The sequence below is a fragment of the Mesorhizobium sp. WSM4823 genome, assembly GCF_055811195.1.
This window is the reverse complement of sequence record NZ_JBVVQL010000003.1, coordinates 1-21447: the sequence shown is the minus strand read 5'-3', so window position 1 is coordinate 21447 and position 21447 is coordinate 1. Positions and strand designations below refer to the sequence as shown.

Annotated in this window: 17 protein-coding genes; 8 read left to right on the top strand and 9 right to left on the bottom strand. The window is 62.8% G+C overall.

The features are described 5' to 3' along the window. Window positions 1-2: 2 nt before the first annotated feature. Window positions 3-788 carry an SDR family oxidoreductase gene (locus AC0L26_RS08700; RefSeq protein ID WP_473632174.1) on the bottom strand — a complete coding sequence of 262 codons (786 nt, stop codon included), beginning with the start codon at window positions 786-788 and terminating at the stop codon, window positions 3-5. A 91-nt stretch (window positions 789-879) separates the two neighbouring features. Between AC0L26_RS08700 and AC0L26_RS08695 the strand changes: the two genes are divergently transcribed. From AC0L26_RS08695 to AC0L26_RS08685, 3 genes are all read left to right on the top strand, one after another. Continuing rightward, entirely contained in the window at window positions 880-1791 is a 912-nt protein-coding gene (locus AC0L26_RS08695; protein ID WP_352937407.1) for a LysR family transcriptional regulator, read from the top strand. A gap of 38 nt (window positions 1792-1829) precedes the next feature. Next, complete coding sequence (locus tag AC0L26_RS08690) at window positions 1830-2723, top strand: LysR family transcriptional regulator (protein WP_473632173.1); 894 nt, start codon at window positions 1830-1832, stop codon at window positions 2721-2723. 129 nt (window positions 2724-2852) lie between these two features. Next, window positions 2853-4010, top strand: coding sequence for a mandelate racemase/muconate lactonizing enzyme family protein (locus AC0L26_RS08685; RefSeq protein WP_473632172.1), 1158 nt, complete (start codon window positions 2853-2855; stop codon window positions 4008-4010). 339 nt (window positions 4011-4349) lie between these two features. Here AC0L26_RS08685 and AC0L26_RS08680 read toward each other — a convergent pair whose 3' ends face one another. The 4 genes from AC0L26_RS08680 to ehuB form a co-directional block, all read right to left on the bottom strand. Next, window positions 4350-4958, bottom strand: coding sequence for a hypothetical protein (locus AC0L26_RS08680; RefSeq protein WP_473632171.1), 609 nt, complete (start codon window positions 4956-4958; stop codon window positions 4350-4352). Between the two features lie 230 nt (window positions 4959-5188). After that, window positions 5189-5908: a maleate cis-trans isomerase family protein gene (locus AC0L26_RS08675; protein WP_473632170.1), complete on the bottom strand. Its 720-nt coding sequence runs from the start codon at window positions 5906-5908 to the stop codon at window positions 5189-5191. Window positions 5909-5951: 43 nt separating this feature from the next. After that, window positions 5952-6680, bottom strand: coding sequence for a maleate cis-trans isomerase family protein (locus AC0L26_RS08670; protein ID WP_473632169.1), 729 nt, complete (start codon window positions 6678-6680; stop codon window positions 5952-5954). 77 nt (window positions 6681-6757) lie between these two features. Continuing rightward, a complete protein-coding gene (gene ehuB, locus AC0L26_RS08665) occupies window positions 6758-7633 on the bottom strand; it encodes an ectoine/hydroxyectoine ABC transporter substrate-binding protein EhuB (RefSeq protein ID WP_473632168.1) in 876 nt (291 codons plus the stop codon). Window positions 7634-7942: 309 nt separating this feature from the next. Here ehuB and ehuR point away from each other — a divergent pair, with 309 nt between their 5' ends. From ehuR to AC0L26_RS08645, 4 genes are all read left to right on the top strand, one after another. After that, window positions 7943-9328: a MocR-like ectoine utilization transcription factor EhuR gene (gene ehuR / locus AC0L26_RS08660; protein WP_473632167.1), complete on the top strand. Its 1386-nt coding sequence runs from the start codon at window positions 7943-7945 to the stop codon at window positions 9326-9328. 163 nt (window positions 9329-9491) lie between these two features. Further along, entirely contained in the window at window positions 9492-10154 is a 663-nt protein-coding gene (gene ehuC / locus AC0L26_RS08655; RefSeq protein WP_473632166.1) for an ectoine/hydroxyectoine ABC transporter permease subunit EhuC, read from the top strand. Window position 10155: 1 nt separating this feature from the next. Further along, entirely contained in the window at window positions 10156-10812 is a 657-nt protein-coding gene (gene ehuD, locus AC0L26_RS08650; protein ID WP_354494216.1) for an ectoine/hydroxyectoine ABC transporter permease subunit EhuD, read from the top strand. A gap of 225 nt (window positions 10813-11037) precedes the next feature. Beyond that, window positions 11038-12165 carry an alcohol dehydrogenase family protein gene (locus AC0L26_RS08645; RefSeq protein ID WP_473632165.1) on the top strand — a complete coding sequence of 376 codons (1128 nt, stop codon included), beginning with the start codon at window positions 11038-11040 and terminating at the stop codon, window positions 12163-12165. Between the two features lie 93 nt (window positions 12166-12258). Here AC0L26_RS08645 and AC0L26_RS08640 read toward each other — a convergent pair whose 3' ends face one another. The 3 genes from AC0L26_RS08640 to AC0L26_RS08630 all read right to left on the bottom strand — a co-directional run bounded on the left by AC0L26_RS08640 (window position 12259) and on the right by AC0L26_RS08630 (window position 15438). Then, window positions 12259-13539: a GNAT family N-acetyltransferase gene (locus AC0L26_RS08640; protein ID WP_473632164.1), complete on the bottom strand. Its 1281-nt coding sequence runs from the start codon at window positions 13537-13539 to the stop codon at window positions 12259-12261. Beyond that, window positions 13539-14939 carry a lipopolysaccharide biosynthesis protein gene (locus AC0L26_RS08635; protein ID WP_473632163.1) on the bottom strand — a complete coding sequence of 467 codons (1401 nt, stop codon included), beginning with the start codon at window positions 14937-14939 and terminating at the stop codon, window positions 13539-13541. Before AC0L26_RS08635 ends, AC0L26_RS08640 begins: the two co-directional genes overlap by 1 nt. A gap of 226 nt (window positions 14940-15165) precedes the next feature. Then, a complete protein-coding gene (locus tag AC0L26_RS08630; RefSeq protein WP_473632162.1) occupies window positions 15166-15438 on the bottom strand; it encodes a DUF4242 domain-containing protein in 273 nt (90 codons plus the stop codon). Window positions 15439-15662: 224 nt separating this feature from the next. Here AC0L26_RS08630 and AC0L26_RS08625 point away from each other — a divergent pair, with 224 nt between their 5' ends. Beyond that, window positions 15663-18257: a helix-turn-helix transcriptional regulator gene (locus AC0L26_RS08625; protein ID WP_473632161.1), complete on the top strand. Its 2595-nt coding sequence runs from the start codon at window positions 15663-15665 to the stop codon at window positions 18255-18257. A gap of 101 nt (window positions 18258-18358) precedes the next feature. Here AC0L26_RS08625 and secA read toward each other — a convergent pair whose 3' ends face one another. Next, window positions 18359-21085, bottom strand: coding sequence for a preprotein translocase subunit SecA (gene secA, locus AC0L26_RS08620; RefSeq protein ID WP_473632160.1), 2727 nt, complete (start codon window positions 21083-21085; stop codon window positions 18359-18361). Window positions 21086-21447 lie beyond the last annotated feature (362 nt).

Genomic DNA, 21447 nt, shown 5'->3' with positions numbered 1-21447 from the left:
CCTTAGATGCTGGGGATCAAGCCGCCGTCGATGCGAATGACGGAGCCGGTGATATAGGATGCGCGCGGGCTTGCCAGGAAGGTGACGGCGTCGCCATATTCCTGCGGCCGGCCATAGCGCCCGACCGGAATGGACGCCGTGCTTTGGGCGGCTACTTCCTCGACCGAGCGCCCCTCGCGCTTGGCTTTCTGTTCATCGAGAAAGCTGATGCGTCCCGTGGCGATGCGCCCGGGCAGAACGATATTGGCGGTGATGCCGTCGCGGCCGACTTCGGCCGCCAACGTCTTGGACCACCCGACCAATGCCATTCTGAGCGCGTTCGACATGCCGAGGTTCGGGATCGGCGTCACCACGCCCGACGAGGTCGAGGTAATGATGCGGCCCCATTTGCGCCGGCGCATGCCGGGCAGCACCGCATCGGTGACGGCGATCACCGAACGCACCATGCTGTCGAAGTACTTCGACCAGTCCTGCGAAGACTGACCGGCTGCCGGCGTCGGCGGCGGGCCGCCCGTATTGTTCACCAGAATGTCGACCGAGCCGAAGGCCTTCTCGATCGAGGCCAGGCGTCCCTCGATCGACGACAGGTCGCCGATATCCCAGCCCATAGTCAGCGCCTCGTTGCCGGCGTCCTTGATAGCAGAGGTGGTGTTTTCCGCGGCCGCTTCGTCGATGTCGGCGACGACCACGCGCACGCCTTCGCCGGCCAGCGACCGCGCAATCGCCCCGCCCAATCCGCCGCCGGCTCCAAAGACGAGTGCGACCTTACCCTTCAGTTCGAGATCCACAGGAAACCCTCCAATTCAAGGTGGATTATCATCAACGCCGTACAGAAGAAAACATGGCTTGCCGTATAATTTGATGATAGTTTTTCTATCGATGGAATCACGCTTTCTCGAAACGTTCCTGCTCGTGGCCGAACTCGGTTCGCTGGCCGAGGCGGCCCGCCGCCTGGCAATCACGCCGGCCGCCGTGGCCCAGCGCATGCAGGCGCTGGAGGACGAATTCGGCAAGCGGCTGCTGGTACGTGCGGGCCGCGTGGTGCAGCCGACCGATGCCGGCCATGCAATTCTGGAGCAAAGCCGCAGAATCCTCGGCGACATCCGTCACCTGAAAACCCTTGCACAGACCGATTCGCCTTCAGGCGAGATGAGACTCGGCGCCATATCGACTGCGCTGACCGGCATCCTTGCGCCCGCCCTGCGGCACCTTGTCGACACGGTTCCCTCGGTCGAGGTCTTCGTTCTCCCTGGCACTTCCACTGATCTCTATCAGGCGCTGGGCGACGGAAGCATCGACGCGGCCATATTGGTTCGGCCGCCCTTTCCGATCCCAAAATCGCTGCATTGGAGCGTGCTTCGGACCGAGCCTATGATCCTGCTTGCGCCGAGCGCCCTCGCCACTGGCGATCCGGAACAGTTGCTCGCAACGCTGCCTTTCATTCGGTATGACCGCAACAATTGGGGTGGCCGGCTGGCCGACGAGTGGCTGCGCCGCCAGAAGCTTCGGCCCCGGGAATGGCTGGAGTTGGATTCGCTGGAAGCCATAACGGTGATGGTCAGCAACGGTCTCGGCGTATCCGTTCTGCCCGACTGGGCGCCGCCATGGCCGGAGGGGCTGTCGGTCGCGCGCCTACCGCTGCCTGGCCCGCCGCTGGTGCGCGAGATCGGCATGTTGTGGCCGCGCAGCGCGCCTTCAGGGCGGCTGGTGCGTGTCCTTCTGGACGCCTTCGAGGCAGTCTCGTCGGGCGCCGGCGTGGCCAAGGAGGATCTCGGGGTGCGACGCCAATGAGCGAACCGAAACCACCGCTGGACGCGAATGCGGCCGCTTTGGCGCGGGTCAACCTCAAGCTGTTGCAAACTTTTATGCTCGTGGCCGAAAACCGCAGCTTCAAGGAGGCCGCCGACCGGGCACGTCGTTCGCAGTCCGCCATCAGCATGCAGATAAAGCAACTCGAGGACCAACTCGGCGCCAAGCTGTTCAACCGCACCACGCGCGACGTGAAGCTCACGCCTGAAGGAAGCAAATTGTTCGCCAGCACGCAGCGCGGCCTGCAAGAGGTCGGCATCGGCTTGCGCAATGTCCAGGAGGCACTGGCCATCCGGCGCGGCCAGGTCGCGCTGGCCTGCGCGCCCACCATCGCCTCGACCCATCTGCCGCGCATCCTCGCCGAGTTCGAACGCGACTATCCGGGAATCAAGATGCTTTTGTCGGAACTTAAGTCCGCCGACCTTTACCGGGTGATACAGGCCGATGCTGTCGATTTCGGAATAGGCCCGATCTTAGGCGATCCGAACCTCGATTTCGAGCCGCTGCTCGACGATCCGCTGCACGCGCTGATCCCCACGCGGATGTGTCCGCACAATCGTCGCACCATCACGCTGGCGGAACTGTCCAGCCTGCCCTTGCTCCACTACCACACCACCACCCTGATGGGGGCGATGTTCGAGCGCGAGGCTGCCGCTCGCGGCATCGCGCTGAACGTGCGGTACCGCTGCATCCAGGCGGAGACGCTCGTCGCGATGGCCGAGGCCGGCATCGGCGCGGCAATTCTCACCCAGTCGATCGTCCGTTTCGCGGAGCCGAACCGGTCGCGCGTCTACCAGATCGTCGAGCCCGAGCTCATTCACCGCTACGGCATCGTGCGCAAGCGTGGCAAGGAACTGCCGCCGGCCGCCGAACGGCTAGCACAATTGATCCGGGTGTCGCTGCGCCAGACCTGAAGGCCGGCGCGATCAAGGCGACTTCAGATATTCAGAATAATCGAAGGGATTTTTGAATTTTTTCTGAAGTTCGGCTTCCGCTAGACAGTGCCTTCCCGGCACACGGAACGTCGGGAAAGGAGGGAAGTCGTGCTTCAGGATGTTTATGTCCAACAGGACAACAATGTCGTCGAGACCAGGATCAAGATCGCTCGTATCCAGGCGCACAAGCTCGCCAACATTCCGATTACGCCGCCGCCCTATCGCGACAAGCCGAACAAGGAAGGCGCACTGCTTCTCCAGGTCGAGACGAACGACGGCCTCGTCGGTTGGGCGACCAGCGGCTACACCCACCACGTCGCTATCGACCTGATCAACAGATACATCGCGCCGACGATCATCGGAGAAAGCCCGATGCGCACCGAACGCATTCCCCTGCTGTTCGATCGCGCCAGCTTCGAGCGGCCGCTCGGCAGGACGCTGATCTCGGCGCTGGCGATGATCGACATCGCGCTATGGGACATCAAGGGCAAGATGCTCGGCCAGCCGGTGCATCACCTGCTGGGCGGCGCGCGCGACAAGGTGCCGGTCTATGTCACGCACGGCGCAGCCTACGACAACGCTCCGGTCTATTCGCCTGAGGAACTGGCTGCGGAGGCGGCCCACCTCGTCAAACTCGGCAACAACCATCTCAAGAACACCGTCGGCCGCCAGCCCATCCCGGACCCGAAGGACGATTACATCCGCATGAAGGCGATGCGCGAGGCGGTCGGCCCGAACGTCAAGCTCGCCATGGACGGCAATCTGCGCATGAACCTGGCGCAGGCCGTGGAGCTGTGCAAGCGATGCGAGGAACTCGACATCAGTTTCGTCGAGGAGCCGCTCTACTACAACGACCCGAGGCTTCTGCGCGAACTGCGCTCGAAGACGATCATCCCGGTGGCCGCGGCGGAGAACGAGAAGTTCTCCGCGCGCGACCTGATCCTGGCCGACGCGGTCGACTACATTCAGCCCAACGTCAACAATGACGGCGGCTACTCGGCAGCCATCCGAACCGCCGCCCTTGCCAAGATGTTCCACATCCCGCTCTCGCACGGCAACGGCAATGGTCCGCACAACATCGCGTTGCATGCCGGCCTGTCGAACGGCGGATTGGTCGAATATCATTTCCACAAGTGGATGGCCTACAACGCGATATTCAAGAAGGTTCCGCAGCCCGAGAATGGATATCTGACCGTGTCGCAGGACCCAGGGCTGGGCCTCGAGCCGAAGGACGGCCTGATCGAGGAATTCTCCGTACAGATGTAGGGTGTCCAAGCGTCGGCGCCCCCTGGCGCGTGGGGAGCCACTGAGAACCTAGCTTGATTTTGGCCATCTATCGTCTCCGAGCCTCAAAAATTCTAGGAGCCGAATAGGAACACTCAAGGGGGGTCGGCTCCCGGTTACTGCCGAAAGCCATGGAGAAGGGACGGCTCAAAATCGAGTTCCGCAAGCGGTGCTGGTTCGATCCCGGCTAGGGGCGCCACTTTCCCATCCGGGAACCTTGACCGCTCGGTTGAATGTTATCCCAGGCGCCTCTGGGACAACCACAATCGAGGGCTCAGGCCTCTCCCGACACCATCGGAGCCCCCGTAGCTCAGGTCGCGATTACATCGGCCCTGGCACCATCTTGGTCGGCTGCTCCGGCATCGGAAACGCGTAATCTTCGCATTTCACGTCGGGGTTCGTCGGGCTGAACATTCCGAGCGGGTTGTCCTTGAACAGCCAGGCGTGGAGATCGTAGTGATGGAACTCCGCCGGAATAAGCGGATAGTGCCCTTCCATCGGCCCCTGGAACGTCTGTCCAAACAGTTTCGGCGGCTCCTTGGTGTCAGGCGTCAGCGGTACAAGCCATTCCACAGCCACCAGGCGCAAGCTGCCGTCGACCGGTTCATAGATAAGGACATTGGGGCGCGTCGGATCCGGTGTCGGGCTGACACTCGCGACGTTGACGAAATGAATACCCATCGCGCCCTTCGGGTAATCCATAGCCCCAGCCACTTTTTCGCCGCTGTAATAGACGCATCCGACCGTCGACAGATAGAGGTCGCGGATGGCGGCCTTGTAGTCTTCGTACTTGATTAGCGATTGTTTCAGGGCATCGATCTCGGCCTTGTCGGGCTCGGCGGCCTGAGCCGCGACCGCGCTCAGACAGCCGCCAACAAGGCCGACCAAAGCGAGAAGACTGCGACGCCTGAAGTGAGTTGTCTTGGTCATGCATGCCTCCCATTTTTGTTGGCCGTGCAGACCAAGGCGGCAATGATGCTGGTTGCGCGGCCGAGATTATCGCCGATGCTAATCCTTTCCGCTGGTTGGGAGAATTAACCCTCATGACCTAGGTCTCAGCAGGCTCTCGGTCGGGAGAGACCAAATACCAAGGATGTCTCGCCGTGCCAGGCGGCACGGCTGTGGCGGTGGCCGGCCGGTCGACAGCTTTACGGAGTGGCTTAACCGGCCTGCCAAACCGCGCCTATGCCATCCTTCCAGTCGGAGCCTGCCAGCCGAACTGCATGCCAGACGGTTACCTGAACGGCGGTCAGCACCGGTTTCTTCAACCTTCTTTCGATGAGAGGAATAGCTTCGCTCGTGTGGATATTCGTTTCCGGAAGCAGGATGGCCTGGGCTGTCGGATGATCGCTCGTCGCGGCCAAATCGGCTAGGTCCTCGCTGGTCATCCGGCTGGGCTCGCGCGCCCAGTTCTCACTCTTGCAGGAGACCACTCGTCGTCCGCCATGCTCGAGGAAATCGACGAAGCGTCGGGTAAGGCCTTCGTGGTAAACGGAGGCGACGGCAATCCGATCGACAGCAAGCGCCTCGCAGGCGGCGAGAAAGCCCGTCGATGTACTGGACGGCTTGGCCGCCGTGCCACGTCGGATGTTCTCGAGTACCGGGACATCGCCGCGAGCACCGGCCGCGAAGCTCACCGAGGTGCACCCCAAGGTGACGACGGCGGGCTCGATCTGGTCGAACAGGGAGGCGCAAGCCGCGATCTCAGGATCGTTCGACAATTCGGCCATGACGTCGGGAGCGTCGGGCCGCGACCAATCGCGTTCGGGCCAGCGCCAGCGGGTAATGTGCAGCGAAGCTTCCCTCGGCGCGAAATTGATGAATTCGAGATCGTAGATGCCGTTGCTCGGATAAATGATCCCAATGCGCGGATTGTTCATCTTCGGCCCTCCCAACAGCAGGCATCCCGGCGGTCTTTGTGGGTCATCTCGCCGACCAGATACGACCGATCCCTTCTCTGTAAGTCGATTCAGCCAGGCGGGCGGCATGCCACACAGTAACCTGAATGGCGGTGAGAACCGGCTTTCCCAGGCGATCCTCGATCATCGGGATGGCTTGGGTGGTAAGGATGTTGGTTTCCGGAATGAGGATCGCCTGGGCGTCCGGATGGTCGCATTCGCCGGCAAGCCGGCAAACGTCCTCGGTCGTCAACCGGTGATCGTCGTCGGGCTGCCGCTCCCAGCCTACGCTTTGATGCGACGTGGTTTTCACTCCGCCACCGGCGAGGAACTCAACGAAGCGCTGGGTGACCTCCTTGCGGTAGACCGAGGCGATCGCGACCCGCTCGACACGCAGCACCGCACAGGCCGCCAGATAGGCCGTCGATGTGGTGGATGCCAAGGCATTGGTGCCGCGGCGGATTTTTTCCAGCACGGCCACGTCGGCACCTGCTCCACCCGCAAAGCTGGCACTCGTGCAGCCGAAGGTTACGACCATTGGATTGATCGCTTCAAACAGAGTGGCGCAGGTGGCGATTCCCGGATCGTCGGCAAGCGACGCCATGCGGTCGGGCCAGTTGGGACGAAACCATTCCGGATGCGGCCATCGCCAGCGCGTGAAGTGCAGCGTCACATCGTCGGGCGCAAACTTCTCGAACTCCGCTTCGTAGACGCCATTGCTGGGATAGATCACCCCGATACGTCGAATCTTCATGAAATGCCCTTGGAATGTGACAGAGAGCTTGGAAGCCTACTGCCGGCCGGAAGGGCCAAGCGCAGGTGCTGGGTCAATCATTGGGACGAACAAAGGCTCTCGGTCGATCCGTTCCGCGCGGCCTCGACGCTGGCTTTCGTCAGCCCATAAGACAGAAGGATTTTTTCGTACTCGTCGGTCTTCTTGAAGTCGGCCAAGGCTGAATTGAAGGCGGCGATGAATTCCTTGTCTTCCGGGCGAAAGGTGAAGGCGCCGTAGTTGCGGTAGGGCTTGCCGTCGAGCATGGGGGCTGACTTCATCTCGGCCGCCTCGACATCGCTGGAGAGCTTGGCAAGACCCGCCACGGTCAATTCAGTGGCAATATAGGCGTCCGCGCGGCCGGCGACCAACGATGGAATGGCGTCCGAAGCGCTCTGGATGTAGACCCGGTCCGAGTGAGGAATCTCGTATTCGTCGGCGAGCAACTCGACGGCTCCGGCCAACTGGGCCAGCTTGGTGCCGGGGTTCGCGGCCACATCTGCCAATCCGTGGAGCTTCTTCGGGTTTCCTGCCTTGACCAGGAGGCCGACCGTGTAGCTGGAGGTCGTCTCGCTGAACACGACCTGCTTGCAGCGCTCCGGCCGAATGGCCTGCTCCGCGGCCGAGAAGTCGAAGCGGTTCGCCTTCACACCCGGAATGAGGCCGTCGAATGCGACCACCGTCCACTCGATTTTTTCAATGCCGAGCTTGTTCAGCACTGCAGTCGCCACGTCTGGCCCGATTCCTGCGGCCTTGCCGTCGGAAGCGATATACCCGTAGGGCTGCTCGTTCGCCGTGACGCCACGAACAAAGCCGCGTTCGCGAATTTCTTGGAGATCGTCCGCACGGGCGACCCCGGAAACGGTCGCCGAGGCGACGAGGGCCAATGAAAACGCGGCGGTTATGCTGCCTATTGAGGCGCTGGAAATTTTCATAACGTGTTCCCTTGCAGGCCGCCCTTCTTAAGCGGGGTCGGCTTATTGTTCTAGTTCAAGAAAGGTGCAATAAAACTGTATTTCGGAAAAAACGTCTGATCAAGATACTAAATTGCATCATATCAAATTACGGAGCGCGCGGTTGTCGGTGAAGCCCACGATGACGGCAGACAGGCCGCCCAGGCTTGCTGCTTGCGGGTCCGTTGCGCTAGTCACCATCTCGACCGTGCTTGCGACCGCAGCTTGCGTCGGCACAGCGATCAGCACACTCTCCTGGCATGACGCAGCATTGAATAAGACGGGAACGAGATGACGGAAAATTGGAAACCTGATCGGACCCTGCTGAGCGTCCCGATATACAAATCCCTCGCCGACCAAATTGCCGATGCCATACTCGACGGTCGCGTTGCCGATCGCACAAGGATGACGCCGCAACGCCAGCTCGCAGAGGAGCTCAAGATCTCGGTGCAGACCGTCAGCCGCGCCTATGAGGAGCTGTCGCGTCGCAATCTCCTCTCCGGAGAGGCTGGCCGAGGCACGTTCGTCAAGCGTCCGCAGGCCGATCGCGGTCCCCCGTTCACCTTGGAGCGCGTTCCCGACCTCATCGACCTCTCAATTCTGAAGCCGGTTTGCGAAGAGCTTCACATGGAGCGGATGGGCGCAGCCCTTTCCCGCTTGGCGGCGGGCGTGCCGCTCAGGGTCGTGCATGCTTTCCGGCCGGAGAGCGCAACCTCGCGCTACCGCGCTGCGGCGCTGACCTGGCTGAAGACATGCGGCGTGGAAACGTCGCCCTACAATGTGTGCCTGACCAACGGCGCTACGCCGGCATTGGCGGTCGCCCTGCTGACGGTGGCTCCTCCCGGCTCCCTGGTGGCGACCGAGGTATTCGGCCATCATTCGCTCAAGCCGTTGGCTTCCTACATGGGCATCGGCATCGTCGGACTCGATGTCGATGACGAAGGCCTGGTGCCCGACGGCCTCGAACGCGCCTGCGTCGACGGCAAGCTGCGAGCGCTGTTCATGCAGCCGACCGTGATCAATCCCGTATCGACGATGTTGTCCGAAGACAGACGGCGCCGTATCGCGGCAATCGTCGAGAAACACGACCTCCTGGTCATTGAGAACGACCCGCTCGGGCCCCTGATTTCGGACCGCCCGCCGCCGTTTTTCGCGTACGCACCGACCCGGACTTTCTACGTGACCAGCCTCACGAAAATCGTCATGCCAGGGCTGCGGATCGGATATCTGGTCGCCCCGCAGCGTTTCGTCGCCACTGCAACGAACCGGCATCTGGTGACGAACTGGATGGCGACGCCGCTGCTAGAAGAACTGGCGACGGGATGGATCGAGGACGGGACGGCGCTCAGCCTCGTTGACTGGCAGCGTCAAGCGCTTCGGTCGAGGCATCGCATCTTCCAGAGCAAACTGGGCAAGGTTCCGCATTCGACTCATCCGCAGAGTTTGCATGCCTGGATTCCGACCCCCGAGGGCTTCACGGACGCGGGTTTTGCTGCCCATGCGCGTTCCCTCGGCGTCGCCGTGGCCACTGCGAGCTCTTTCCTGGCGAACGATCGGCTGCCTTATCCGGCGATCCGCGTCTCCCTCGGTTCGGTGTCTGAAGAGGCGCTCGGCTTGGGATTGGACACGATTGCAAGCGTCCTGCAGGCGCCGCCGGAGGCGCCCCTTCCAGCCTGACCGTAGCCGACAGCCGTAAAATCTCAGCTCATCGGGACGTTGTCCGTCCGCCTCTCGTCTTGACACTTCGATTGCGGCGCATATGCTTCAGTACATGTCGTTCATTGATGCATATCAATTATGCCCGTAATTTATCATTCCCCTCCGGCGGAGCGCCCCAAGCGTGACCGATAGCCTTCTACTCATCCTGAAGGGGCTCCAGGTCACCGTTGTCCTGTCGGTCCTCAGCTCCGTGCTGGCTCTGGTGGCTGCGTTTCTTGCCGGCCTCGGACGGCTTTCCCCATCGACGACGATCCGGATGGTGGCGTCCGCCTATATCGAGTTTTTCCGCGGGACATCGCTCTTCGTTCAATTGTTCTGGGCCTTTTACGTTCTGCCGCTCTTCGGCATCGCGCTCGGCCCAATGGAAGCCGCCGTGCTTGCCTTGGGGCTGAATCTCGGCGCCTACGGCGCAGAGGTGGTGCGCGGCAGTGTCCTCGCCATCGCGGTGGAGCAGACCGAAGCATGCATTGCACTCAACATGACGCGATACCAACGCATGCGGCATGTGATCCTTCCGCAGGCGCTGGCGCTGATGCTGCCGCCATTCGGCAATCTTGCCATCACCATGCTCAAGATGACGGCGATCGCGTCACTCATCTCGCTGCCCGACCTGACTTATCAGGCGCAGCTCGTGCGTAACCAGACGGGGCAGACTTTCCTGCCGTTCGCGATCGTGCTCGTCATCTATTTTGCACTGTCGTCGCTGATCAAGTTTTCCATCGTGAAGCCATTCGAGCGACGGCTGGCCGTCGGCGCGGACCGAATCGAGACGCCGGGAGCCTGACATGGAATGGGACTGGGAGTTCGTCTGGGAGATTCTTCCGCGCCTGCTCGACGGCATTCGAATCACGATCCTGGCGACGTTTCTGGGTTTTGCGTTGGCCGCCGTGCTTGGCTTGGTCATCGCCCTCGCACGACGCTCGCGCTCGAGATGGTTGGCGCTCCCCGTGGGCATTGCTGCCGATTTCATCCGTGGGACGCCTCTGCTGGTCCAGCTCTACATATTGTTCTTCGCGCTGCCGGGTGTAGGCATAATTTTGTCGCCTCTGCTTGCCGGCGTCATCGGACTTGGGCTGCACAATTCGACCTACATCGCGGAAGTCTATCGCGCCGGCATCGAGAGCGTCTCGCGAGGCCAGTGGGAAGCGGCGCGTGCCTGCAATCTTAGCCTGGTCCAGACATGGCGCCATGTCGTCCTACCCCAAGCGCTCCCGCCTATGATCCCGGCCCTGTCGAACTACTTGATCGCCATGTTCAAAGAGACGCCGCTTCTCTCGGCGATCACGGTCTATGAAGTGATGGGTGAGGCCCGGGCGATCGCCACCACCACCTACCGGTACATCGAGCCGATCACCCTGGTCGGCATATTCTTTCTCGTTATCAGTCTTGTATGCGCTTACCTGGCGCGCCTGCTCGAACGGCGAATGCGCATAGCTTCCTGACGGATCCGCTTTATCAGAGGGGCAACACGGCGCTAATCGCTGCCGTAGCCGCCACATTTGACGGGCGCGCTCGATATCCTATTTTGCGCTGCCTCAAATCTCATACTTGCTATGATACAATATCGGTATTGACATGATGATTTGTATGGAACATTTGGTATGCACGATCTGCCAAAGCCGCCTCGACATCGCTGCGCGAAGGAAAACCCAGACGGGGAGAAGACCATGATACCGAAGACAATGAAGGCCGTAGCACTGATCGGCCATGGTGGCAGCGACAAGCTTGTCTACGGAGATGTTCCTGTCCCTTCAGTCGGCCCGGATGAGGTTCTTATCGAAGTCACCGCGTGCGGCCTGAACAACACCGATGTCTGGGTTCGCGAGGGAGCTTATGGAACGGACGACGATCCAGAAGCCGTGTCCACCTGGCGGCGCGGCCGCTCGACGCTGTCTTTTCCTCGCGTTCAAGGAGCCGACATCGTCGGCAGGATCGTGGCTGCGGGAAACGATGTTCCGGCCGACCGGGTTGGAGCGCGCGTAATCGTCGATGCCTCGATCTACAACCGTGACGACGACAGCCTCGCCGATATCGACTACATCGGGCACGGGCGTGACGGCGGCTTTGCCGAATACGTCGCCGTGCCGTCAGCGAACGCGCATGTCGTTGATTCACCCTATTCGGATGCCGAGCTTGCGACATTCTGGTGCGCCTACCACACCGGAGAGCAGATGCTGGAGCGGGCGGACGTCCGCCCTGGCGAAACCGTGCTGATAACCGGCGCTTCAGGAGGGGTCGGATCCGGGCTCATCCAGCTTACCCGTGCGCGCGGCGCTATCCCTTTCGCGGTGGTCAGCCGGGGCAAGGAGCAGGCGGTGCTGAATCTGGGTGCGGAAGGCGTGATTCTGCGTGAGACGGAGGACTTTGCGGCGGACCTGCGCGGCATCTTGCAAGGCAGGCCGCTCGACGTGGTCGCGGACCTTGTCGGCGGCGCAATGTTTCCCAAGCTCCTCAACGCGCTCCGGCCTGAAGGCAGGTACACGACCGCCGGCGCCATCGGCGGCCCTGTCGTGCAACTCGACCTGCGCACGATGTATCTGAAGCAACTGCAACTGCATGGATCGTCGCAGGGCACGCGTGCAGCCTTTGCACGCGTTCTCGACTACATCCGCAGCGGCACCATCAAGCCGGTGCTGGCGGCGACGTTCCCGCTTTCGCAATTCCACCACGCGCAGAAGCAGTTCATGGCCAAGGGCTTCGTCGGGAATATCGTCGTCATTCCGGACCGGCATTTCGTCGAGCCGGTGCGTGGGATGAGCCTGGATCGGTCCGTCCTCGGTTGCTGCCGCGCCTGAATGCAGCAACGGCAGGTCGCGAATCGCGAGCCGTTCGCCGACGCCGCCCCGGCGTCATCCGTTGCGCAGTCTGCCGGTTTCGCGAACGTCAGGCTACCGCCGTCCCAACAAGCTCTTCATCCGGCTGCGCAGGAGGCGCGCCATGTTGCGGGTTTCGCGATAGAGGTGAAGCTGTGATGCCGCCTGGCGGACGAGGCGGTCGGCGTCCGGCGTCAGGCCGATGACCAGCGTGCCGATCGGCCTGCGTTCCATCCAGAGCCGGCTCATGACCGGGTGGTCGGGCACGGCGCAGGAATCGCTCATCATGATGTTTGGGTCGTCGAGATGCTGCCTGGTCACCTCGATCATCAAGAGCGTGCCCGGCGAATAGGCGGCAAGCGTCTCGTCATAGGCCGTCTTCCAGGTATAGGCGACGCCGGCCTCGACGAAGACGATCAGGCTGGCGATGGTGCGGTCGTCGAGCGTCAGCGAATGGATGCGGCACAGATCCTGTTCAGCCAGCCGGTGCACGGCTTCGCGGGCGAAGGCGGCGCGGTAGCGGTCGATGGCCATGGCGGTGCGCTCGCGCCCCTTCCAGCCGGCAGCCTCGAGCGTCAGGAACCGTTCGATGGCATGGCGGATATTTTCCGGTCCGCGCGCCACCAGATGCTCCAGCCTGCCCAGGTCGGCGAGGCGGCGCTTCAGGCGGCGGAACTCGCGATAGTGGTGGGAGCGCAGCGAGGTTTTTAGATATTCGTCGCCGTCGAGCTCGCTTTCGAGCATCGGGCGTTCGGCCTTCCCAGTGGTGACCAGCGTCAGGCCACGCGTCTCGGCGACGGTGGCCAGCAGGCTGGCCACCGGGCCGTCGAGCTGGATGTCGGGCAGGACAAAGACTTTCGGCAGCTTGAGGTGCGGCCGCGACAGCATCGAGAAGAAATCCTCGATGACGCCGACGGGATCGTCACGGTCGACCAGCGGCGTGCCGATCGGGCCGAACGGGCTCGACCATGTGCGCATGACGCGAACACCGAGCGGCACCGCCGGCCGCTCCACCGAGAACGGCACCAGCAAGCGTAGCCGGTTGCGGTATTCGTTGCCGTCGCGGATGACTGCCAGCCGCACCTCGCGGTCTTCCAGCCGCGGCATGGCGGGCGCCAGGAAACGCGGGTTGAAGAAGACGTTGGGCTCGATCGTGCGGGTGCAGAGAAAGTCGAGTTCCTCGACCAGATCGAAGCCGGCGGAGGCCGGGTAGACGGCCAGTTTGCGCTCGGGCCGGTCGTTGGCCAGGAGCTCGAGATGGGCGGGGTCGGCTTCGCGGGCGAGCCCTGTGAGGCCGGACACCATGGCGCCGGCCGGGCCGCCGCTGGTTTCCTCGAGCAATGGGATGGCAGCCATCATGCGGCTCCTTCGGCGGCTACGAAAATGGCCATGACGATGCCGAGCTTGCGCCAGACCGTAAAGGACAGGGCGACGGCCTCGAAGACCATGGCGAAGGCAGTGGCCATCGCCGCGCCCCACAGGCCGAAAAGCGGGATCAGCACCAGATTGAGGCCGATGTTGAAGGCCAGCGTCATGGCGTAGACGGCGGCGCAGACGTTTTGGTGACCGCTCATGGTGAGCAGGCTTTCGCAGGGGCCGACGGCGGCGCGGGCGACGACGCCGAACACCAGCAGGAACAACAGCGGATAGCCGGCGCTGAATTCAGGCCCGAACAAGGCCAGCATCGGCTGTCCCAACGCCAGCACCATCAGCGCCATGAACAGCGACGGCCAGAAGGTCCACGACACCGTTTCGCGGGCAAAGGCGGCGAGCTTTTCCGGCTCGCCATGGGTGAATTGCGCGTAGCGCTGGGCGACGCCGGCCTTGACCGCGAAATAGACGAAATGCACCAGCGCCAGCGTCTTGACCGTGGCGAAATAGACGGCAACGTCGTTGGGGTCCATATAGGCCCCGACCATCAGCACGTCGGCATTGGTGAGCAGGAAGAAAAAGCCTTCGACCAGGAAGATCGGCAGCGACACCAGGAACCACTGCGCGAAATGCACCTTCCTCGGCCCGGCCGGCATATTCCTGTCCATGCGTGCCGTGACGCCGATGAGTTGACCGAGCGTGGTGGCATAGGCGGCGGCGATCGAGGCGAAGATTGCTGTCCTGGCGTCGGGCGCAAAGCCCAGCAGAAGCATCAGCGCCATCAGCGCCAGGATCAGCACCGGCCGCACCAGATAGGTCGGCGCCAGCGCAAACAGCGCCCATGAGTTGGCCCGCGCCAGCCCCTGCAGCAGGTCGGACATGGCGATCATCGGCATGCAGATGAGGCCAAGAATGAACGGCACGACATAGTAATTTTCGATAAAGGGCGAGAGCAGCCAGACGCCGAGCGCGCCCACTCCGGCAATTGCCGTCGAGGCAATAAGCACGAACAGGCGGCTGGCCAGCACGATGCCGCGCAGTTCGGCCAGCATGTTGCGCTCGCGATATTCGGGAATGAAGCGGATGACCGAAGTGTGGAAGCCGAGGCATGCGAGATTGCCGAGGATGACCATCGTCACCCAGACGAGGACGAAGATGCCGTATTCGAACGAACCCATCCAGCGCGCCATCAGCACCTGGCTAGCGAAGGCGATAACGGCACTGACGATGCGGATGGAGAAGGCGATAAGCGACATGCGGCCGGCTTCGCCGCGCTCGTCGGCGGTGAACAGAACGGCGTCGATGCGGCCAAGCAGCGGCTTTACGCGCAGCGCAAGGCGCTGCGGCAGGAACCGCCCGGCTGTCGTCGCCGCGGAAAAGCGCACCCTGATTACACTCCGTTTTCCGCCTCTTTTCTGGGTTTGGTGTAGCCAAGACAGATTAAGAAACGGTTGGGTGGGCTTTCCGTCTCACCGTATAGCGACGGGAGACGGAAAGGTGGTGCTTCCTTGCGGCGGCTGCCATATGGGTGTCGCTTCACGATCGAACAGGAGTCACCCGGTCTGCCGCCATTGTCGCGAAGGGCATGGCGAGACGCATCGCTCCGGGGGATCAACGATAAAAGTAGGGGTCAAGAATACGCACCTCCGTGATCTTGTCGACCGGTAACGAGTTCTTCTGAGCCGTGCTGCGGATCGCTTCCGGGGAAGGTGCGTCATAGATGCAGAAGCTGCGCTTCTTGTCCGGTGAGACGAAGGACTGGACCCAGGTCACACCCTTTTCGGCATTGCGCATGATGACGCCGGCGAGTGCGTCGGCGCCAGCGTCGTTCATGGGCACGTGGAGCCCGTCGGGAAATGTCCGTTCGATCAGATAACGCGGCATTGAGACCATCCTTTTTCAATTTCGCCACACCCGAAATGGGCGTGGATGGATACTGACCCGTCGGCGGGAGACGCGCATCGGAGCCTTTCCCCATATTTGACGGGCTGATTCCCCATGTTGACTGCGTTTGTGACCGGGATCACATTGCTGAGGCCTGACCTCGGCCTACCTGGCGGGCGCGTTGCGAAACTGCTTTTGGGGGCGAACTCTATCTCCGTGAGCACATGAAAGCGCTTCTGGAACGGCAGACACAGCTGGAGCAACTGGACGGCCTCCTCGCGGAGGCGGCACGTGGCTGCGGCCGCGTCGTGGCATTGGCGGGAGAGGCAGGCGCCGGCAAGACCGCGCTGATCGAGGGCTTTGTCGGTCGTGTGGGGCAAGGCCCGCGCATCCTGCGCAGCGCCTGCGAGGACCTGTCAGTCCCCGATCCGCTGGGGCCGCTCTACGATCTTGCCCGCGATGCACAATGGGCGTTGCCGCAGGCGATCCATGAGCGGCAGGGGCAAAGGCTGCGACTGTTTTCCGACGCGCTCGAAATCTTCGAGGCCAAGGCGGGGCCGAGCCTGTTGGTGATCGAGGACCTACACTGGGCCGACGATGCGACGCTCGACTTCGTCCGCTTCCTCGGCCGGCGCATCGTCAATACCCACATCCTGTTGCTTTTGACGGCGCGCACCGACCGCAGCGAGGGGCAGATGCGGGTGCGCCGGGCGCTTGGCGAAATCCCGGCCAGCAGCATCGTGCGCATCGAGGTGCCGCTGCTCAGCGAAGCGGCGGTGCTTTCGCTCGCCGAAACGGCAGGCCGTGATGGCGATGCCATCTACCGCGCCACGGCGGGCAACGCCTTTTTTGTCACCGAGTTGTTGTCCGCCGAAAACGAGACTTTGCTGCCGGCAAGCGTGCGCGACGCGGTGCTGTCGCGGGCCGAGCGGCTCTCGGCCGGCGCCCGCTCGATGCTCGATGCGGTGTCGGTGTTTCCGCGCAGGGCTGATGCCTGGGCCTTGCAGGGCCTGTGCGGTGTCGCCAGCGCCGGCCAACTGGCCGAATGCGTGTCCAACGGTCTGCTCGACGACCTCGGCGACGGCTACGCCTTCCGCCATGAGATCGCGCGCAGCGCCATCGAAATGGCGCTGACCACCAGCCAGAGACGGCAATTCAACCAGCGCGCGCTGACCGCCCTGCTCGAGAATGGCCACGTTTCCACCGGCCGTCTCGTCCACCACGCCGTCGAGGCGCACAATCTGCAAGTGGTGCGCGAGTTGGCGCCGGTCGCCGCCGGGGAGGCTTCAAGGGTCGGTGCGCATAGCGATGCCGCCGGCTATTACGAGGCCGCGTTGCGGCAGGTCGAAAGCCTGCCGGAAGAAGAACGCGCCGCGCTCTACGAGAGATACGCCTTCGAGTGCCATCTCATCGGCCGCATCGACGCCGCCATCGAGGCCCAGGGCCATGCGCGCCGCCTGCATCAGGCCGAGGGCAACAAAGCCAGCGAAGGGGACTGCCTCAGATGGTTGTCGCGCTTTGCCTATCTTCTGGGCGACCGTGAGGCCGCCGATATGTTCGGTGAGCAGGCCGTGGCCTTGCTGGAAAGCGTGCCGCCCGGCCCCGAACTCGCCATGGCCTATTCCAACCTGGCACAACTAGCGATGCTGGCCGAGCGTCTCGACGAAACGCTTCTGCTCGGTGACAAGGCTGTCGCGCTCGCCGAGCGGCTGGACCGGCCCGACATCGTCTGCCACGCGCTCAACAATGTCGGCAGCGCGGAGCAGTGGCTCGATCTGGCGATCGGACGGCAGCATCTTGCCCGCAGCCTGGAGGTCGCGCTCGAGCAGAATTTCCAGGAGCATGCGGCGCGCGCCTTCACCAACTCAGCTTGCGTCGAGATGAATCAGCTCGACTTTGCCCGGGCGCGATCGTTCCTGGAGCGTGGCATCAACTACTGCATCGAGAACGATCTCGTCACTTGGCGCGACTATATGCGCGGGGTGCTGGCTCAGTTGCTGTTGCGCCAGGGCGATTGGGAACAGGCGGCCGGCGCGGCACTGGATGTGATCGCCGACGACCACGCGACGATGCTGGTCCGCTATCCGGCGTTGGTGGCGCTGGCGACGTTGCGGATGCGGCGCGGTGATCCAGCGGCCGAGCCGCTGTTTGTGGAAATGGCACGTTTCCTAGAAAAGGGAAAGGAATTGCAGCGGCTGGCGCCTTATGCGGCGCTGATGGCCGAACGTGCCTGGCTGGGACAGGGTGACAAGGATGAGGCGCTCGCCTTGATCGATCTGGCTGAAAGCCTCTCGCCGACACGGGCCGTGTTCGGCGAGCTGGCCTGCTGGCGGCAATTGCTGGCTGCGGATAGGGGGCGGAGCGACACGGTCGGCATGGCCGCTCCGCACCGCTTGCTGCTTGACGGCGACTGGCGCGCGGCGGCGGAAATTTGGGCCGAGATGAATGCACCCTTCGAGCAGGGGCTGGCGCTGGTTTGGGGTGACGAGGCGGCGTTGCGCTCAGCACTCGGGATTTTCGAGCGGCTTGAAGCAAGGCCTGTTGCGCTCAAGGTGCGTGAGATCATGCGGCAGAGCGGCGTCGGCCACATTGCCAGGGGGCCGCGCCAGACTACGCGTGCCAATCAAGCTGGTCTAACGCTCCGCCAGATGGAGGTGCTGCAATTGATCGAGCGCGGCTTTTCCAACAAGCGGATCGCCGAGCATCTCACCATTTCGCCGAAGACGGTCGACCACCATGTTTCGGCGGTGCTGGGCAAGCTCGACGCGGTTTCACGCGGCGAAGCGACCGCCGCGGCGCGCGATTCAGGATTGCTTTGAAACCCCAATCTCCCACGTGGGGAGATATCCGGCAGGGCAGAAGGGCGCGCGCTGTACCGCCGACTAATCAATAGTCGAGAATTCAGGTCGATCGTCGAGATTTACGCAAACGCTCCGTGGCAGTGCTTGTACTTCTTCCCCGAACCGCACGGGCAGGCCTCGTTGCGGCCTACTTTGCCCCAGGTGGCGGGGTTGTTGGGGTCGCGGTTTTCGGGGGCGACGATGGTGTTGGTCTCCTGGCGGATCAGAAGCCCGGTCTCGCCAAAATCGTCCTCGCCGGTGGTGCCGTCGATATGGCTGCCGAACATGTCGGGCGCTTCGGGCGGCGGCGCTTCGGCGGCCTGGCGGACCAGCTCGACGCGCATCAATTGCGCGGTGACGGCCTGGCGCAGATTGCCCAGCATCGCCTGGAACAGCTCGAACGCCTCGCCCTTGTATTCCTGCAACGGGTCGCGCTGGGCATAGCCGCGGAAGCCGACGACCGAGCGCAGATGATCGAGGTTGACGATGTGCTCGCGCCACAGATGGTCGAGCGTCTGCAGCACCACTGAACGCTCGACATAGGTCATCACGTCGGGGCCGAAGCGCTCGGCGCGCTCCTTGGCCGCCGTTTCGGCGGCCTGGGCAATGCGTTCGCGGATGTCGTCCTCGGCAATGCCCTCTTCCTTGACCCAGTCATCGACCGGCAGGTCGAGGTTGAGGAATTCGGCGACCTCTGCCTTGAGGCCAGCGACGTTCCACTGCTCGGCATAGGCGTTTTCGGGAATAGCCTTGGCGACGATCTCGTCGATGACGCCCTCGCGCATCTCGGCAATGGTTTCGGACAGGCCTTCGCCGTCCATCAGTTCGAGGCGCTGCTCGAACACCACCTTGCGCTGGTCGTTGGCCACGTCGTCATATTTCAGCAGGTTCTTGCGGATGTCGAAGTTGCGCGCCTCGACCTTCTTCTGCGCCTTTTCCAGCGCCTTGTTGATCCAGGGGTGGATGATCGCCTCGTCTTCCTTAAGGCCGAGCTTCTGCAGCATGCCGTCCATGCGCTCGGAGCCGAAGATGCGCATCAAATCGTCCTGCAGCGACAGGAAGAATTTCGAGCGCCCGGGATCGCCCTGGCGGCCCGAGCGGCCTCTGAGCTGGTTGTCGATGCGGCGCGATTCGTGGCGTTCGGTGGCGAGCACGTAGAGGCCGCCGGCGGCGAGCGCCTTTTCCTTCAGCCGCTGCACGTCCTCGCGGATTTCCTTTTCCTTGGCTTCGCGCTCGGGACCCTCAGGCATGTCGCCAAGCTCCTCGGCGATGCGCATGTCGGCATTGCCGCCGAGCTGGATGTCGGTGCCGCGGCCGGCCATGTTGGTGGCGATGGTGATGACGCCGGGTTTGCCGGCCTGGGCGACGATCGCGGCTTCGCGTTCGTGGTGGCGGGCGTTCAGCACCTCGAAATCTTTGAAGCCCTCCTTGCGCAGGCGCTCGGCGAGCTGCTCGGATTTTTCGATGGAGGTGGTGCCGACGAGCGTCGGCTGGCCTTTTTCGCGGGCTTCCTTGATCTCCTTGATGATCGCCTTGTACTTCTCCTCGACCGTCCGGTAGACCTCGTCGTCCTCGTCAATGCGGACGACCGGCAGGTTGGTCGGGATCTCGGTGACTTCGAGGCCGTAGATGTTGCCGAATTCCTCGGCCTCGGTCAGTGCCGTGCCGGTCATGCCGGCGAGCTTCTTGTAGAGGCGGAAATAGTTCTGGAAGGTGACGGAGGCGAGCGTCTGGTTCTCCGGCTGGATCGCCACATGCTCCTTGGCTTCGAGCGCCTGGTGCAGGCCTTCCGAATAGCGGCGGCCCGGCATCATGCGGCCGGTGAATTCGTCGATGATGACGATTTCGCCGTTGCGCACGATGTAATCCTTGTCCCTCTGGAACAGCTGGTGCGCCTTCAGCGCATTGTTGACGTGGTGGACGATGGCGACGTTCTCGACGTCGTAAAGCGACTCGCCCTTGAGCAGGCCGGCGTCGCGCAGAAGGTTTTCCAGCTTCTCGGTGCCCTCCTCGGTGAAGATCGAGGTCTTCTGCTTCTCATCGATCTCGTAATCGGCCGGGTCGAGCTTCAGCATGAAGGCGTCGATGGTGTTGTACATTTCCGAGCGGTCTTCGAGCGGGCCGGAAATGATCAGCGGCGTGCGCGCCTCGTCGACCAGGATGGAATCGACCTCGTCGACGATCGCGTAGCTGTGGCCGCGCTGCACCATCTGGGCGCGCTCGAACTTCATGTTGTCGCGCAGATAGTCGAAGCCGAGCTCGTTGTTGGTGGCGTAGGTGACGTCGGCGGCGTAGGCGGCGCTGCGTTCCTCGTCGGACAAGCCATGGACGATGACGCCGACGCTAAGGCCGAGGAATTTGTAGACGCGGCCCATCCATTCGGAGTCGCGCGTGGCCAGATAGTCGTTGACGGTGACGACATGGACGCCTTTGCCGGCGAGCGCGTTGAGATAGACGGGCAGCGTGGCGACCAGCGTCTTGCCTTCGCCGGTACGCATCTCGGCGATGCCGCCATTGTGCAGCACCATACCGCCGATCAGCTGAACATCGAACGGCCGCATGCCGAGCACGCGGCGCGCCGCCTCGCGCACGGTGGCGAAGGCCGGCACCAGTAGGTCGTCGAGACTGGCGCCGTTGGCGACATCCTGGCGGAATTTCTCCGTGCGAGCCGCCAGCTCGGCGTCGGAGAGCACCCGCATCTCGTTTTCCATGGCGTTGATCGCTTCGACGCGCGGCCGCGTCGACTTGACCCGACGATCGTTGGAGGAGCCGAAAACCTTACGGGCGAGACCGCCAAAACTGACCATTCAATGGTCCTTTCGATAGTATTCCAGTCGTTGCGATGGGTGCCGGGCGGCCCCATCAAATCCACGTGAAACGCGGACAAACGCAAAAAGCGCCCGGAAAACGGTTCTGGACGCAAAGTCGTTGGACAGATAAGAGGGGGCTCAATCGATGTCAACGGCGCGCTCGCCCTGTCGACCGTGCCAAATTCCGCCACAATCCGGCTGGTCTTGAAGCCATCCCGCTCTAGCTATCCCCATTGGAGTTAATCGTATGTCCCTATTGTTCCGCCGCGCGTCGCTCGCCAGCCTCGGCCTGGCATTCGGGCTGTCAGCCCTGGCGCTGTCGCCGCTGATGGCGCAGGACACCACCGCCCCCGCCCAAC